Here is a 14,218-nt window from a genome sequence, read left to right on the forward strand (position 1 = left end):
GGAGGATTTTAATCATGACAGAACCGTTATTTTTTGCACCCATTTTTAAAGAAAGAATTTGGGGTGGTACGAAATTAGCCTCTTTCGGATATGAAATACCATCAGAACAAACGGGAGAATGTTGGGCGTTTGCTGCGCATCAAAATGGACAAAGTGTAGTTAAAAATGGAAAGTATAAAGGCTTGTCTTTGGGACAATTGTGGAACAATCATAGAGAGTTATTTGGGAATATTGAGGGAGATCGATTCCCTCTTCTTACAAAAATTTTAGATGCAAATCGCGATTTATCTGTTCAAGTACATCCGAATGATGAATATGCACGTATAAATGAAAATGGTGAGCTAGGAAAGACTGAATGCTGGTATGTCATCGATTGCAAAGAAGGTGCCGAGATTATTTATGGGCATCATGCAAAAACAAAGGATGAACTAGTAAATTTGGTTGAACAAGAAGAGTGGGACAAGCTATTACAACGTGTAAAAGTGAAACCAGGTGATTTCTTCTTTGTTCCAAGCGGGACTATTCATGCAATTGGTGAAGGTATTTTAATATTAGAAACGCAACAAAACTCTGATACTACTTATCGGTTATATGATTATAATAGAAGAGATTCAGAGGGGAAACTGCGTGAACTCCATCTGGAGAAAAGTATGGAAGTAATAGAGACACCATTTGTTTCAAAGCAACAATCTGTTCAATATGAAAAAATAGAAGATTTATATGTAAGAAAATTTATTGAATGTCCTTATTTTTTAGTAGAAAAATGGGAATTAGATGGAGTGGTTAACTTAACGCAAAAAAATCCATTTCTTCTTTTAAGTGTAATAGATGGAGAAGGCGAGCTAATACACGGTACTGAAAGGTATCAATTGGAGCAAGGAGATCATCTCATATTACCAAGCGATTTTGGGGAATATAGAGTGGTAGGACGTGCTGAATTTATTATTGCGAGCGTATAAGAGATGAAATATAACAGGAGAGAGTATCGTCGACAAAATATGTTCGACAATACCCTCTCTTTTTTTATAAGATTTTTGCTATACTAAACTGTACTATAATACAGGATGGAAGGAGGAGAATAATGAAAATACTTGTAGTGGATGATGAGTCGAGTATTCGTAATTTGATTCGGATGCAGCTTGAGATGGAAGGATATGAAGTGCTTACGGCGGCTGACGGGAGAGAAGCTTTAGAGAGATGGAATGAAGGGCCGGATGTTTTGATTTTGGATGTTATGCTTCCAGATACAGATGGGTATGAGTTGCTTCGTTTGTTTCGGGAGAAGGATCGAGATATTCCAGTCCTCATGTTAACTGCGAAGAGTCAGATGAATGATAAATTGCTTGGCTTGCAGCTTGGTGCAGATGATTATGTGACGAAGCCATTTAATTATGCGGAGCTTATTCTTCGGGTCAAGAATATGACGCGGCGCGTGAAGAAGGAGGTAACGGTAAGCCATGAAGTAATCGGGGCGGGAGAGATAACGATTTGTCCTAAGGAAAGAAAAGTGCATGTGAGTGGGCAAGAGATTCAGTTAACGTACCGAGAGTTTAATTTATGTCAGTTGTTTGTTTCCAATCCGCAGCGTGTATTTATGAGAGATGAGTTACTTGAGAAAGTATGGGGATTTGAGTATATCGGAAATACGAGAGCGGTTGATATTATGGTGCAAAGACTGCGGAAGAAGCTCGGGAATAGCGGAGAATATATTAAGACAATTTATGGCGTTGGTTATAAACTGGATTGTTAAGTGGTGATGGTATGTCTTTAAAAAGAAATATGGTGTTTGGAATCGTTGGACTATTAATCCCGATATTTGTTCTTTTGTACGCAGTTGTTTATATTACGTTAGAAAAGAATATGTATCATAACGCGGCAAATTCTTTAGAAAAGTTAAGTGTAGAAGCACAAATTTATACGATGAATTATTTAGAGAAGGAAGCAGAGGTAGAGACGCTCGGTCCGAATTCACTTTTAATTGCTTCGTATTTAGCAAAGCGCATGGATGTCCGTGTACAGATGATCGGGAAGAATGGGGATGTTGTGGCGGATACGCAAAAGGGAGCGCTTCTTCATCGGAATATTGATATTGAGAGTTCTTTGAAGGGAAAGAAATCTTATGTGTTTGAAGAGGGAGACCCAGCTCCAATTCTTTTGTTTTCAAGCCCGGTTTATTATGGAAACGATGTCATTGGTAGTGTTCGTTTTATAAATGAGTTAACGGGTGAGAAGGAAGTGTTAACAAATGTCGGTTGGACGTTCTTAATGACGTCTCTTTGTCTCGTAGCTGCAGGTATTTTCTTTGCGATTCGTTTGGCGAAGTCTCTTCATAAGCCGATTGATCAGTTAAGGCAAATGGCGCACCGGCTTGCGAATGGTGATTATAAAAGTAAGATTGAGCTAAATGAATATGTGGAAATTGCGCAGCTTTCAGCGTCTTTTAATGCGATGGCTGATGGGATTGAACTACATATTAAGCAATTGAAGGAAGAGAAAGAGAAGCAGAAAGATTTCTTAGACCGTATTACACATGAGCTAAAAACACCGCTAACGGCGATTATTGGCTATGTGGATTTAATTCCGAAGTTAAAGGAGAAGGAAGATGTACAGGAGAGCTTGCGCTATGTAGCTGTAGAAAGTGAGCGTTTATTATCACTTGTAGAGGAATTACTTAAGTCTTCAAAGTACGGGACGAGTACGTTTGAAATATCACCTACAGTTGTGAATATAAAGGAATTAGCCGAAGAAGCAGTTTCAATCGTGAAACCTCGTCTGCAGAAGTTTGAGATTGAAGTTATTAATGAGTTAACAGATGTATATGTTGTTGCCGATTTCGATAAGACGAAACAGATCTTCTTAAATGTGTTTGATAATGCGATAAAATATAGCGACGCTACGCAAATTCGTATGAATGTCATTGTAAATGAACGTGAGGCGAAGGTGTTTGTTCATGATGATGGCATTGGTATAGATGAAGGGGTGCTGGCAGAGTGGAATGAATCGCCAGAAGGGAAGGTACTTTCTTCTAGTTACGGGAATGGTTACGGTTTGTATATTTGTCAGGAGATTATGAATAAGCAGGGCGGAAGTATGCGGATTGAGAGTAGTGAAGAGGTTGGTACTACCATATTTATTACATTCTTACTTCCGAGACGGATGGAAGACATAAAAAACTTGAAAGCGGTTAAATGATACATTTATGAAACAATTATGCGGTATTTTCGAAACAACGTTTTTTTATCTTGGAGGTAGGCAGAAATGAAAAGGCTATCATTTCAAATTCTTATGTTTGTCCTTTGTATAATCGTTTCTCTTATTTTGTTTTATGTGATGGAGAAGCAAATATATAATCGGATCACAATCGTGAATGACAAACAAGCTGTTTTACAAAGAGTGAATGAATCCCTGCCTACTGAAATGAAGGTTAGGCATGAAAAGTGGGGAGAAATTGTTATAACGGATGAAGTTCGTTTGCATACGATTGTTTCATTCTTTGACCGAATTCAAATCAATCCGAGTGAAGCTAAGAATCAAGAACAAGTATTTACTGGAGAAGTAACGTACTTGAATGGACAGAAACGTACTTTTGCAGTAGGTGACTTGTTCCAGTACGGGGCTGATATGTACGGAAAGAATGGTACGGATCCAATGATTTCAGCATTGCAAACGTATTTGTTAAGCCTGTATTACACACCAGAACGTATTCATGATTTTTTTGCGTCAGCACAGGATGTCATAGTACGCCAAGGTGGTGTAGAACGTGCGGTGAATGTTACGCACATACTTGATTCGATTCGGTACGCAAAGCAAATTACAGATTACGGAGAAATTCAGAAGTTATTACAATCACAGAATGAACCGATCGCTTATATTACCGCTTATAAAACTGGTAAGCGTATAAAGAATGAGCGTGAAGACATTCTTACTATTTCTGTGTATCCATCGTATTTTGTTGTGCAATATCTCGGTGATAATAATGGGAATGTCATGTATATGAAAAGCTCCCTCGCAAATGTATTTGTAAAGGAGAATGTGTCATGAGAAAGATAGCCTTTTTCTTCTTTTTGCTAGTAATTGGAGGAGCGATGTCTAGTTGCTCTCGAGATACAACCTCTATTAAATATAATAAAAGTGGTCTCCCTATTTTGAATGATCGTCATCTTGTTGCGTATGTAGCGGCTCGCGAGGAAGTTGGGGAAGCGTTGCTTTCATCATTTTGTAAACCACGCGGCTGTACGTATGAATTTATTCGTCTTTCGACAGAAGAGCTTCTTCGCAGGGTAGAAGAGGAAGCTGGAAATCCGAAAGCGGATATTATTATTGGCGGTACGGTAGACGCGCATCAAATGATGAAGCAAAAAAATCTATCTATTCCTGTTACGAGTCAGCATGCGAACCGTATTTCAAAAACTGTGAAAGATAAAGACGGTTATTGGTACGGTTATGAAGTAGAGAAGCTGGCAATTGCGATCAATAAAGAGCGGTGGAACGAAGAATTAGCACCGCTCGGACTTCCTTATCCATCGAGGTGGCAAGATTTATTAAATCCAGCATATAAGGGAAAGATTGTTATGCCAGATCCAAATGTTTCAGGAACAGCCTATACGTTTTTTCAATCACTTATTGATACTGTAGGTGAAGAGGAAGCGAAAGAATATGTTAAGAACTTTGCAGGGCAAGTTGGTGAAGTAACGGTGAATGGTTACATGCCAGTAGAGCTTGTTGCGAGTGGTGAGTATATGATAGGCATCAATTTCATGGGAGATCAGAGAATGCTTCAAAAACAAGGCTTTCCAGTTGTAAGTATCGTACCTGAGCAAACAGGGCTATCTGTTAATGCGATTTCGAAACTAAAACGTGCACCGAACGGTATTATTGCGGATTTATTTATTGATTATTGTTTATCAGAAGAAGCGGGTCACATTTTAGAAAAGGTTTCGTTTGGCGTGCCAACGATGTTTGCGAAGAACGAGAAAGAAATAGAAGGACAGCCGGTTAGAAGAACGAACCAACATATATCAAATAGTGGAATAATCGAGATATGGAATAGACAACGTCTCTCTCAGAAGTGAGAAAAGGAGACGAAAGAATATGTTTAAATGGCTCAAGCCAGCACCTGCAATTGAAAGATTGCCTGCGGATATGATCGACCGTGTATATCGATTACTACGTATTCGTGTGTTAATCGGAATTTCAGTTGGATATGCTGCTTATTATTTAGTTCGTAGTAACTTTACGTTATCAAGTACGTATTTAGTACAAGAATATGGTTTTAGTACAGCTCAAATTGGTCTACTAGGTTCAGTAATGGCAATTGTTTATGGATTTAGTAAGTTCTTTATGGGCAATTTATCAGATAAAGCTTTCGCCCAGCGCTTTATCGCGGTCGGTTTATTTTTATCAGGGCTTGTAAATATTTGCTTCGGTTTTGCATCTTCATTTGGGATGATTGTTACATTACTTGTTGTGAACGGTATTGTACAAGGTATGGGTGCACCTCCTTGTAGTATCGTTATGACGAAATGGTTTTCAAAGAAAGAACGTGGTACGAAAACAGGTCTTTGGAATATTTCACATAACGTTGGTGGAATGCTTGTACCACCACTTGTCGGAATTGGTGTAGGTATTTTTGGTGAAAATCATTGGCAAGGCGGCGTGTTTATTTTCCCAGCGATTATCGCAATGGTAATTGCAGTTCTTGTTTGGATTAATGCGAAGGATACACCGGAATCAGAAGGTCTTCCTCCAATTGATGAGTATCGTAATGACTATGAAAATCTTGAAAAAGCAGATCATGCTAACAAGATGTCACCAAAAGAAATTTTAATGAAGTATGTAGTGAAAAATAAATTTGTATGGTTCTTATGTATTGCAAATGCATTCGTTTATTTAATTCGTTTCGGCGTTATTAACTGGGTTCCACTTTATTTAACGACAGTTAAAGGTTTCTCAAAAAATGAAGCACATGCGGCGTACGCAATCTTTGAAGGTATGGCAATTCCAAGTTCATTAATCGTTGGTCTTTTAAGTGATAAATTATTTAAAGGAAAACGTATGCCATTATGTATCATTAGTATGGTCGGAGTTGTTATTGGTACGTTTGTATATTGGCAAGCAACTAGCATACTTGTTGTAAGTATTGCAGTTTCTATTATCGGTTGTTTAATTTATGTACCACAGTTCTTAATCGGTTTAAGTGCGATGGAATTAGTACCGAAATTTGCAGTAGGTACGACAGTTGGTATGTGTGGTCTGTTCGGTTACGTAGGCGGAAGTCTTGTAGCAAACGCAGCAATTGGTGTTATTGTTGATCGTTCTGGCTGGGATGGTTGTTTCATCTTACTATTAACAGGTGCTATTTTATCAACGATCTTCTTGTTCATCGTTCAACGTGGACATGAGAGCAAAGCTCCTAAAGCGGCGTAATATTTTGTTTGAAAAGCTATCCAATTATCATTTTGGATAGCTTTTCTTATATTACTATAATCTTTCCTTAAATCTATCTTAAAAGACATAATGTCATATTTCTAATCATTGGAATTTTTGTTACAATATAAATGGATGTGTAAAACTTTGTAAAAAGAATGTAATAATATGTAATTCATTTTCAGAAAGTTTTATACAATTTTTATATTAAACTATTAAGTTATAAAAAGGAGAGAGAATATGGTACCAAATACGGTTCGTACTCCAAACAAGAAGAAGAAATGGATTATTATCGGGGTTATTGCACTAATTGTTATTGTAGCAGCAGTTAATATTTTTGTAATGCAAGGGAAGAAGAAGGGGGCATCAACATCTGCTGATGCTGTAAGTTTCGAGAAGGTAACGGAGCGTAAGCTGAATAATACGAAGTTAATTTCAGGTCAAGTGAAGCCTGGAAATATTGAAAGTTTTTATGCGGATCCGACTAAAGGAAAAGTGAAAGATATTGAGGTAAAAGAAGGACAAGAGGTAGAGAAAGGTGCGAAGTTATTCTCTTATGATAATGAAGAGATTAATCTTCAAATGAAGCAAGCTGAGCTTGATCAGAAGATGGCAGATATGCGTTATGATCAAGGGAAGAAGAAAATTGATTCGTTGAAGAAAGAAATTAAGAAGGCGAAAGATAGCGGAGCTGGGAAAGAAGTAACAGATCCGATGGAAGAGCAAGTAAGTGAGCTGGAGATGGCGCAAAAGACAACTGATCTTGAGAAAGAGAAAGGGAAGTTGCAGAAAGAAGAGTTAAGTAAAAAGCAGAAAGAGCTTACGATTTATAGTAACTTTGCGGGTGTCGTTCAAAAGTTAGATAAAGATGCGGCGCAAAGTTCATCTCAAGCGTTAGGTGGTCAAGGGAAAGCCTTTTTACAAGTGGCTTCTAAAGATCCGTTCCAAATTCAAGGGACGTTAACTGAGCTTCAAAAATCACAAATTCAAAAAGATCAAACATTTACTGTTACTGCGAAAGCAAATAATAAGAAGAAGTGGACAGGTAAGATTACAGAAGTAAGTGAATTCCCAACAAGTGCAGAGATGGCACAAGCTGGCGGTATGGGTGAAGCGACTCAAAATATGTCTCAATATACATATAAAGCAAGTCTTGATAGTCAAGATGGTTTATCTCCAGGTTATCACGTTTCTCTGCAAGTAAATTTAGAGAATAAGAAGATGGTTGCTGTTCCGACTAAGAGCATTGTAGAAAAAGGTGATGATGCATTTGTTTATGTTGAGGATAAAGGAAAGCTTCGTAAACAAAATGTGAAAAAAGGTTCTACTGATGGAGACTGGACAGAGATTACTGAAGGCGTAACAGTGGGGCAAAAGGTGGTTAAAAATCCTTCCGACGATGTGTATGACGGAATGGAAGTGAAAGAGAAATGATTACGTTAAATAATATTGCTAAAACGTATTATCAAGGAAAATTGGCAGTGCCGATTTTGCATGGTATTAGTTTAACAATTCAAGGCGGGGAGTTCGTTTCGATTATGGGACCGTCTGGTTCTGGTAAGTCAACGCTTATGAATATTATCGGCTGTTTAGATCGTCCAACAGAAGGCGAATATATGTTGAATGATGTGAATATCTTAACAGCAGACGAGTCAAAGCTTGCTTTAATTCGTAATGAATATATCGGTTTTGTGTTTCAGCACTTTAATTTGCTGCCGCGTCTTTCAGCAGTCGAAAATGTTGAGCTTCCGCTCGTATATGGTGGCATAAAGAAAGCAGAGCGTCGGAAGCGTGCTTTAGAGGCGTTAGGTAAAGTTGGATTAGCAGACCGCGTGCATCATTTACCGAACGAATTGTCAGGTGGACAGAAGCAGCGTGTAGCAATTGCAAGAGCGATCGCGAATAATCCAACGTTCATTATGGCCGATGAGCCGACTGGTGCGCTTGATACGAAGTCTGGTGAGCAAGTTATGGATATTTTCACGAAGCTTAATGCAGAAGGTACAACAATTGTTATGGTTACGCATGAAGAGGAAGTAGCAGCGTATTCTTCCCGACGCATTGTATTGCGAGACGGGAAAATTACAGAAGATAGAAGGTGTGCGGTATGAGTTTACTAGATAGTATAAAAATTGCCCTCTCTTCTATTTTAGCTCATAAACTGCGTTCAGCTCTTACGATGCTCGGTATTATTATCGGCGTTGGTTCTATTATTACTGTCGTTGCAATCGGGCAAGGCGGGGAAGCGATGCTGAAGTCGAAAATCGCTGGTTCTGGTAATAATCTTATGCCAATTCAATTTAAAGCAGATATTAATGACGAGTTTAATATGGGCGGGCATGAAATACCGAAGTTAACGGAAGAAGATATTCTGGAAGTAAAACAAGTGAAGGATGTATCCCACGTTATTACAACAAATCAGGGGATGGATACACTTGATGTAAATGATAAAAAAGCAAATCTGAATGTTATTGGTCTTGATAATGAATATTTTGCCGTTAATAAAGTAAAGGTCGTAAAGGGACGTACTTTAAGTGAATCAGATATTTCTCATGCAAATAACGTTATGATGATTAGTACAAAAACAGAAGAAGTATTATTTAAGGACGTAAACCCAGTCGGGCAAATTATTGAGATGAAGGGACAACCGATGCAAATTGTCGGTGTGTATACATCTGATAATGAGTTTATGGGATTTGAAATGGAAGAAGCGTTAATTCCGCTTACGTTATGGCCTGTTTTATACGGAACAGATGATATTCAAAATATCGCAATTCAGTCGAAAAATGTAGATGATTTAGAATCGGCAGGGAAACAAGCGGTTGATGTATTAAATAGTCGTAAGCCAAGTGAAATTCCAGGTAAATATGAATTAGTAAACTTGAAAGAATTCCAAGAAGGTGTTTCTAAAGTTACTAACATTATGACGATGATTATTGGTGGTATCGCAGGTATTTCATTAGTCGTTGGTGGTATTGGTGTTATGAACATTATGCTCGTATCTGTAACGGAGCGTACGCGTGAAATCGGGATACGTAAAGCACTTGGGGCAACGCGTAGTAAAATTTTATTACAGTTTTTAATTGAAGCAGTTATGTTAACACTTCTAGGCGGCTTAATTGGAATTGGTCTTGGATATGGCGGAGCATATATCGTTTCCACATTCGCAAAATGGCCACCTCTTGTTTCATGGGAAGTTGTCGTCGGCGGCGTATTATTCTCGATGACACTCGGTATTATTTTCGGATTAATTCCAGCGAATAAAGCTGCGAAATTAGATCCAATTGAAGCATTACGTTATGAGTAATTACTAGTGTAGTAGAACTAAACATTACCGTTCTAGTGGGCGGTTCGTAGCCTCTATATGAGGAAGTGAACCGCCCGTTAGAACGGGTTATATAAATGGAAGGAGGCGTTATAATGGAAGCTAATGTGAATACACAAAAAGCTGGCGGAGAGAGACCGTCATTGTTTGGAATGATTACTTCTCCTGCTTTACAGTTTGAGAGAATGAAGACGAGCGAGAAAGTTTGGGGTATGTTCTTCTTAATGGCGCTATTACAGGGGCTTTTAAGTGGTCTTACTACGTACGTTACGAATACTTCACCTGAGATGGTTAAAATGAAAAAAGAATTAGGTGAATTTGCAGGACAGAGTTCACTGACATCTGACGTTATTTCTGGTATTGTGTCGGGTGCTGTAGGTGGTATGTTTGCAATAATCGTTGTAGCAGCTATCTATAAAGTATTTATGATGTTCTATGGGAATGATACCTCTTATAAAAAATTAGTAACGATTGTTGTATATGCGAACATTGTTGCTATTATTGGTGGATTTATTAATGGAATTATAGCTTTAATTTTAGGTGAAGCACCAAATGCATATACAAGTTTAGGACCACTATTTGAGCAAGGTTCACTCGCTTATGGAATCGGTAATACAATTGAAGTGTTCTATTTATGGAATATCGTTTTAATTTGGTTAGGACTGCAAATTACAGCGGGAGTAAGTAAAGTGAAAGCAGCTATTCCAATTATCGTTTTATTTATTATTAAAGCGTTATTCTTAGCAGCGATCGTTATGTTAATTGCAGCATTTTTACCAAATGTGCCAGTATAAATAAGGAGGCGTTATAATGGAGGCAAATATTAATACGCAAGATGCAGGTGGAAAGAAGCCATCATTATTTGGAATGATTACTTCTCCAGGTGAACAGTTTGAGAGAATGAAGACGAAAAGTCCGGTTTGGGTCGCATTTGTCTTATTCGTTTTATTAGGAACACTTATGGCAACAGGTGCAGCATACTTAACATTAATTAATACGCCAGAGATGGCAAAAGAGTTAAACGGTGAAGCGGGCGCAATGATAAAAGGATTTGCACTTGGTGGTGGAGCACTTGTTGGTGTAATAGGTACCCCTATAGGGCTATTTATTGCAGCTGGTTTTTATAAAATTATTATGATGTTTATGAGCAATGATACTCCGTACATGAAGATACTATCTATTTACTTATATGCTAATCTTGTTTATTATATCGGCGGATTGTTAAATGTAGCGTTAGGCTTTGTATTTGATGGAAATGGTGTTGATATTTATACAAGTTTAGCTCCTTTATTCGAAAAAGGGACAGTGTTACATGGAATTGGTTCTTCAATTGAAATCTTCAATATTTGGAGTTTGGTTTTAACGGGACTAGGATTACACATTGTAGCTGGTTTAAGTAAGAAACAAGCTACAACATTAATCGTAATTTTCTTCGTTCTATCAGTTGCATTAGGTGTTGTAAAAGGGTTAACTGGTATTGGTGCATAATACATTTGTTAAGAAAGGTGGCTCTCCCGAGAGTCACCTTTTTTATTTGTACCTTTACTTCAAATACCGCCGTTGAAATTTCAAATACAACCTAGTGTAATTTCAAATTTCAGTGATAGTATTTAAAATTACCCACAGTGAAATCCTTTCTTTATTTTTATATTGTGAAGGTACCGCGGAATATTAGAAAGGTATACCTTTTAGAAACGGGTACTGTGTGAAGCCAGCGACTTTTAAAGAGGCAGTTGTGTTGTATGAAGGAATGATTGTAAATCAAATAAAGAGGTTAGGGATCTATCAAGATTATGAAGAGTATTATCAATGTGGGTTAATCGGTCTTTGGCATGCGTATGAAAAGTTTGATGCGGAGAAAGGGAGTTTTCCTGCATATGCAGTTGTAACGGTACGTGGTTATATATTAGAAAGATTGAAGAAAGAGTTTGCAGTGCAAGAAAAGTGTGTATGTGTAGGAGCGTATGAGGATATCTTTCATTTTGAAGATATTGAAATGAAAGCGAAGGATTTTATGAGTGTATTAGATGAGAAGGAGAAGTATATTATTTTTGAGCGTTTTTTTGTAGGAAAGACGATGGGGGAAATCGCTTTAGAGACAGAGATGACCTATTATCAAGTGAGGTGGATGTATCGGCGAGCACTTGAGAAAATGCGAAATAGCTTAAGAGGATAAACATGATCATAAGAATGGAAGGCAAGTAATATTGCTTTCCATTCTACTTATTCTGTTAAGGTAGTAAATGTAGTAAGAGGCTTTTAAATTGTAGTGAATCTTGCATGTTCATACGTGATAATACATATCCGGCTTTTAATAATTGTTGTTTTAACTTATGTTGACTGATATGTATAGTTGTAGTTGTACCATTTGAAAAATGAATGGTAGCTTTTTTACTTTTTTTGAAAAACTCTATGTCATCTATATGGTTATAAAATAGCCATATACAGTTTGGAGAAGAAGGAGACTCTGTTGGAAAAGCACAAATATATTCTCGATGATTAATTGGAATCGGCACATTTCGTTTGAAATGAAAGTTTGTTTGAACTGCTTTCCGTCTACCTTGATAAGTAGAGTGAACATTGGTTAGACAAGATTTCTTGATAAGTTGGAGAGCAGTTTGACAGGAGTAAAGATGGTTCCCGCTACTTTCGATAATCTTTGTTTGATAGTAAGGGTGCTTGTGTGGTTCTAACATCATTGTAGAATTAGAAATAATAATATCATTTTCGTCATTCATAAATTTAATTCCCCCTTTATAAATGATAATAATTCTCAATATAATTATATACGAATTAAGTAAATTAATTGTTAATCTTTTATTTCATATTGTAAATTTTAGCTATTCGTTTACAATCAATAGATGATAGTCTTTCTAATTTGCATCGCTTGTACATATATATGAAAATAGAAAAGAGTAGGCGGTGAGATAGTATGAAGAAAAGGTATATTATTATGGCTCTAGTTGTTGTTCTTCTAGTATATTTAGCAAATAGTAATCCGAGTAAAGGTGAATATACGGATTGGGCAGCGAAGCAGTTTATGAAACGTAATGATGTAAGTAAGAAGCTAGACGAAGTTCAAAAGGAAAATGAAGAGGGGCTCCTTGGTGATTTAGCATCGGCTGGTAAGAAGTTGGCGAAAAAATATGTTGAGCCGCAAGTTGGATTGTTAATCGATCATTATACGAAGCGAGATGATTATATATTCTTCTCAACATATAAGACGGAATTTGATATCGGCGGAGAACACTATAAATATGTATGCGTCGGTTTTTCAAAAATCTTTATTCCAATTGAAATGCCGAAGAAAAAAGACGAATCTGCAAAATGATGCAGATTCGTCTTTTTGTTTATAAGGTAATGGGAACTTCAGATACATTCCTTTCTACGAGACGAGCTCCTTTTTTTCGGGTATTTTCATTAATTGATGAAAATACAGATGAGGCAAGGATCGTATCCATTACTTGATTTACGACTTGTGCATCGACGGGCGTGATCGGCTTCTCGATAGAAAAGACAACTGTTTTTCCATCTTCTTTCGCGAAAATTAATTCTAGTACTTGCATACGTTGATTCCTCCTCTTTATTTATTTTGTAATCAGTGGGGCATCCCCACTGATTACATTTCCACCTTAAAGGGTAGAAAGATCTGATGTGCTAACAAGTTGTACAGCATGAAGTGGTGATGCTTGTAAAGAAGCAAGAGCACGTGCTACGTTTTGTACTTGCTCTAAGTTTGCGTTTGTTTTTACGCGCTTAAATTGTTTGTTCTTAAAAACTGTTTTTCCATTCTTATCTAATCCATTGTTTAAGACGAGACGTAAAGTTAAATCCATTACGATTGTTTCGACTGCCATGTTTATCACCTCCTTTCACTATATAAATAGGATGCAAATGTCATGTTTTGGCGTGAAATTTATTCTTTTTTTTGGTACTCTTAAAAGAATAAGAGAGGGGTTTCGGAAGAATGAATCGTAAATGGTTATTTTGGATTCCTGTTTTACTATGGATGGGGCTGATTTTCTATTCCTCGGCACAACCATATAAAAAGCAGGATATGCGTTCGGATATTGAACAATATGTAAATGTGGAGTTTGTGAAAGAGCATTTTTCATGGGTATCTATCGATTACGGCGGTGGTACACCTGTTAGTATTGCAAATAAAGGTGTAGGCGGATTTATTGAGTTTTTCCTTCGTAAAGGTGCTCATTTTATGGTGTTCTTTATGCTCGGTTCATTGACGTATTACGCTTTTCATCGATCAGGTTATTCGAGAAAAAGGTGTTTTATATACGCTCTCCTTTTCGTTGCGGGATATGCAACATTTGATGAAATTCATCAATGGTTTACGGGTGATCGTACACCGATGTGGCAAGATTCATTACTGGATACGTGCGGCGGATTAACAGGTATTATAATAAGTAATTGGTTTTGGAATAGAAAAAGGAGCTAATCTCGAAAAGATTA

At 37.2% G+C, this 14,218-nt stretch carries 17 protein-coding genes; 14 read left to right on the plus strand and 3 right to left on the minus strand.

The features are described from left to right. The first annotated feature begins 14 nt into the window (after positions 1 to 14). The 12 genes from manA to LMD38_RS00625 all read left to right on the plus strand — a co-directional run bounded on the left by manA (position 15) and on the right by LMD38_RS00625 (position 11,927). Positions 15 to 959 (plus strand): mannose-6-phosphate isomerase, class I, encoded by a 945-nt coding sequence (gene manA, locus LMD38_RS00570; protein ID WP_228920103.1) that lies wholly within the window; start codon positions 15 to 17, stop codon positions 957 to 959. A gap of 122 nt (positions 960 to 1,081) precedes the next feature. Then, entirely contained in the window at positions 1,082 to 1,750 is a 669-nt protein-coding gene (locus tag LMD38_RS00575; protein ID WP_228920106.1) for a response regulator transcription factor, read from the plus strand. A gap of 11 nt (positions 1,751 to 1,761) precedes the next feature. Next, positions 1,762 to 3,192, plus strand: coding sequence for a HAMP domain-containing sensor histidine kinase (locus LMD38_RS00580; RefSeq protein WP_227585437.1), 1,431 nt, complete (start codon positions 1,762 to 1,764; stop codon positions 3,190 to 3,192). A 66-nt stretch (positions 3,193 to 3,258) separates the two neighbouring features. Beyond that, positions 3,259 to 4,041: a DUF3919 family protein gene (locus LMD38_RS00585; RefSeq protein WP_097850992.1), complete on the plus strand. Its 783-nt coding sequence runs from the start codon at positions 3,259 to 3,261 to the stop codon at positions 4,039 to 4,041. Next, positions 4,038 to 5,072, plus strand: coding sequence for an ABC transporter substrate-binding protein (locus tag LMD38_RS00590; protein WP_228920112.1), 1,035 nt, complete (start codon positions 4,038 to 4,040; stop codon positions 5,070 to 5,072). The genes LMD38_RS00585 and LMD38_RS00590 overlap by 4 nt, the downstream gene beginning before the upstream one ends. A gap of 19 nt (positions 5,073 to 5,091) precedes the next feature. Next, positions 5,092 to 6,426, plus strand: a complete 1,335-nt coding sequence (gene pgtP / locus LMD38_RS00595) for an MFS transporter (protein ID WP_000477605.1) — start codon at positions 5,092 to 5,094, stop codon at positions 6,424 to 6,426. 240 nt (positions 6,427 to 6,666) lie between these two features. Beyond that, on the plus strand, positions 6,667 to 7,860 hold the full coding sequence (locus tag LMD38_RS00600; protein WP_100633501.1) for an efflux RND transporter periplasmic adaptor subunit: 1,194 nt from the start codon (positions 6,667 to 6,669) through the stop codon (positions 7,858 to 7,860). Then, entirely contained in the window at positions 7,857 to 8,537 is a 681-nt protein-coding gene (locus LMD38_RS00605; protein ID WP_000631615.1) for an ABC transporter ATP-binding protein, read from the plus strand. The genes LMD38_RS00600 and LMD38_RS00605 overlap by 4 nt, the downstream gene beginning before the upstream one ends. Then, positions 8,534 to 9,733: an ABC transporter permease gene (locus LMD38_RS00610; RefSeq protein WP_228920114.1), complete on the plus strand. Its 1,200-nt coding sequence runs from the start codon at positions 8,534 to 8,536 to the stop codon at positions 9,731 to 9,733. Before LMD38_RS00605 ends, LMD38_RS00610 begins: the two co-directional genes overlap by 4 nt. Positions 9,734 to 9,846: 113 nt before the next feature. After that, the gene (locus LMD38_RS00615) at positions 9,847 to 10,545 is read left to right on the plus strand and encodes a YknW family membrane protein (RefSeq protein WP_016718964.1); all 699 of its coding nucleotides are present in this window, start codon (positions 9,847 to 9,849) and stop codon (positions 10,543 to 10,545) included. Positions 10,546 to 10,561: 16 nt separating this feature from the next. After that, the gene (locus tag LMD38_RS00620) at positions 10,562 to 11,239 is read left to right on the plus strand and encodes a YknW family membrane protein (RefSeq protein WP_016718963.1); all 678 of its coding nucleotides are present in this window, start codon (positions 10,562 to 10,564) and stop codon (positions 11,237 to 11,239) included. 217 nt (positions 11,240 to 11,456) lie between these two features. After that, on the plus strand, positions 11,457 to 11,927 hold the full coding sequence (locus LMD38_RS00625) for a sigma-70 family RNA polymerase sigma factor (protein ID WP_228920117.1): 471 nt from the start codon (positions 11,457 to 11,459) through the stop codon (positions 11,925 to 11,927). A gap of 55 nt (positions 11,928 to 11,982) precedes the next feature. On the opposite strand, the gene LMD38_RS00630 is transcribed toward LMD38_RS00625, so the two are convergent. Then, a complete protein-coding gene (locus LMD38_RS00630; RefSeq protein WP_000997440.1) occupies positions 11,983 to 12,489 on the minus strand; it encodes a competence protein ComK in 507 nt (168 codons plus the stop codon). Positions 12,490 to 12,683: 194 nt separating this feature from the next. On the opposite strand from LMD38_RS00630, the gene LMD38_RS00635 reads away from it, so the two are divergent. Continuing rightward, positions 12,684 to 13,082 (plus strand): DUF4359 domain-containing protein, encoded by a 399-nt coding sequence (locus tag LMD38_RS00635; protein ID WP_000747726.1) that lies wholly within the window; start codon positions 12,684 to 12,686, stop codon positions 13,080 to 13,082. A 19-nt stretch (positions 13,083 to 13,101) separates the two neighbouring features. Here the strand turns inward: LMD38_RS00635 and LMD38_RS00640 are convergent, their stop codons facing one another. Together LMD38_RS00640 and LMD38_RS00645 are read right to left on the minus strand one after the other, a co-directional pair. Next, complete coding sequence (locus LMD38_RS00640; RefSeq protein WP_001197600.1) at positions 13,102 to 13,317, minus strand: DUF2922 domain-containing protein; 216 nt, start codon at positions 13,315 to 13,317, stop codon at positions 13,102 to 13,104. A 66-nt stretch (positions 13,318 to 13,383) separates the two neighbouring features. Beyond that, complete coding sequence (locus tag LMD38_RS00645) at positions 13,384 to 13,608, minus strand: DUF1659 domain-containing protein (RefSeq protein ID WP_000257707.1); 225 nt, start codon at positions 13,606 to 13,608, stop codon at positions 13,384 to 13,386. A 110-nt stretch (positions 13,609 to 13,718) separates the two neighbouring features. Here LMD38_RS00645 and LMD38_RS00650 point away from each other — a divergent pair, with 110 nt between their 5' ends. Then, complete coding sequence (locus LMD38_RS00650) at positions 13,719 to 14,204, plus strand: VanZ family protein (protein ID WP_001080717.1); 486 nt, start codon at positions 13,719 to 13,721, stop codon at positions 14,202 to 14,204. The last annotated feature ends 14 nt before the right edge of the window (positions 14,205 to 14,218 follow it).

Origin of the sequence: Bacillus pacificus, assembly GCF_020861345.1 — a bacterium.
GTDB lineage: Bacteria > Bacillota > Bacilli > Bacillales > Bacillaceae_G > Bacillus_A > Bacillus_A pacificus.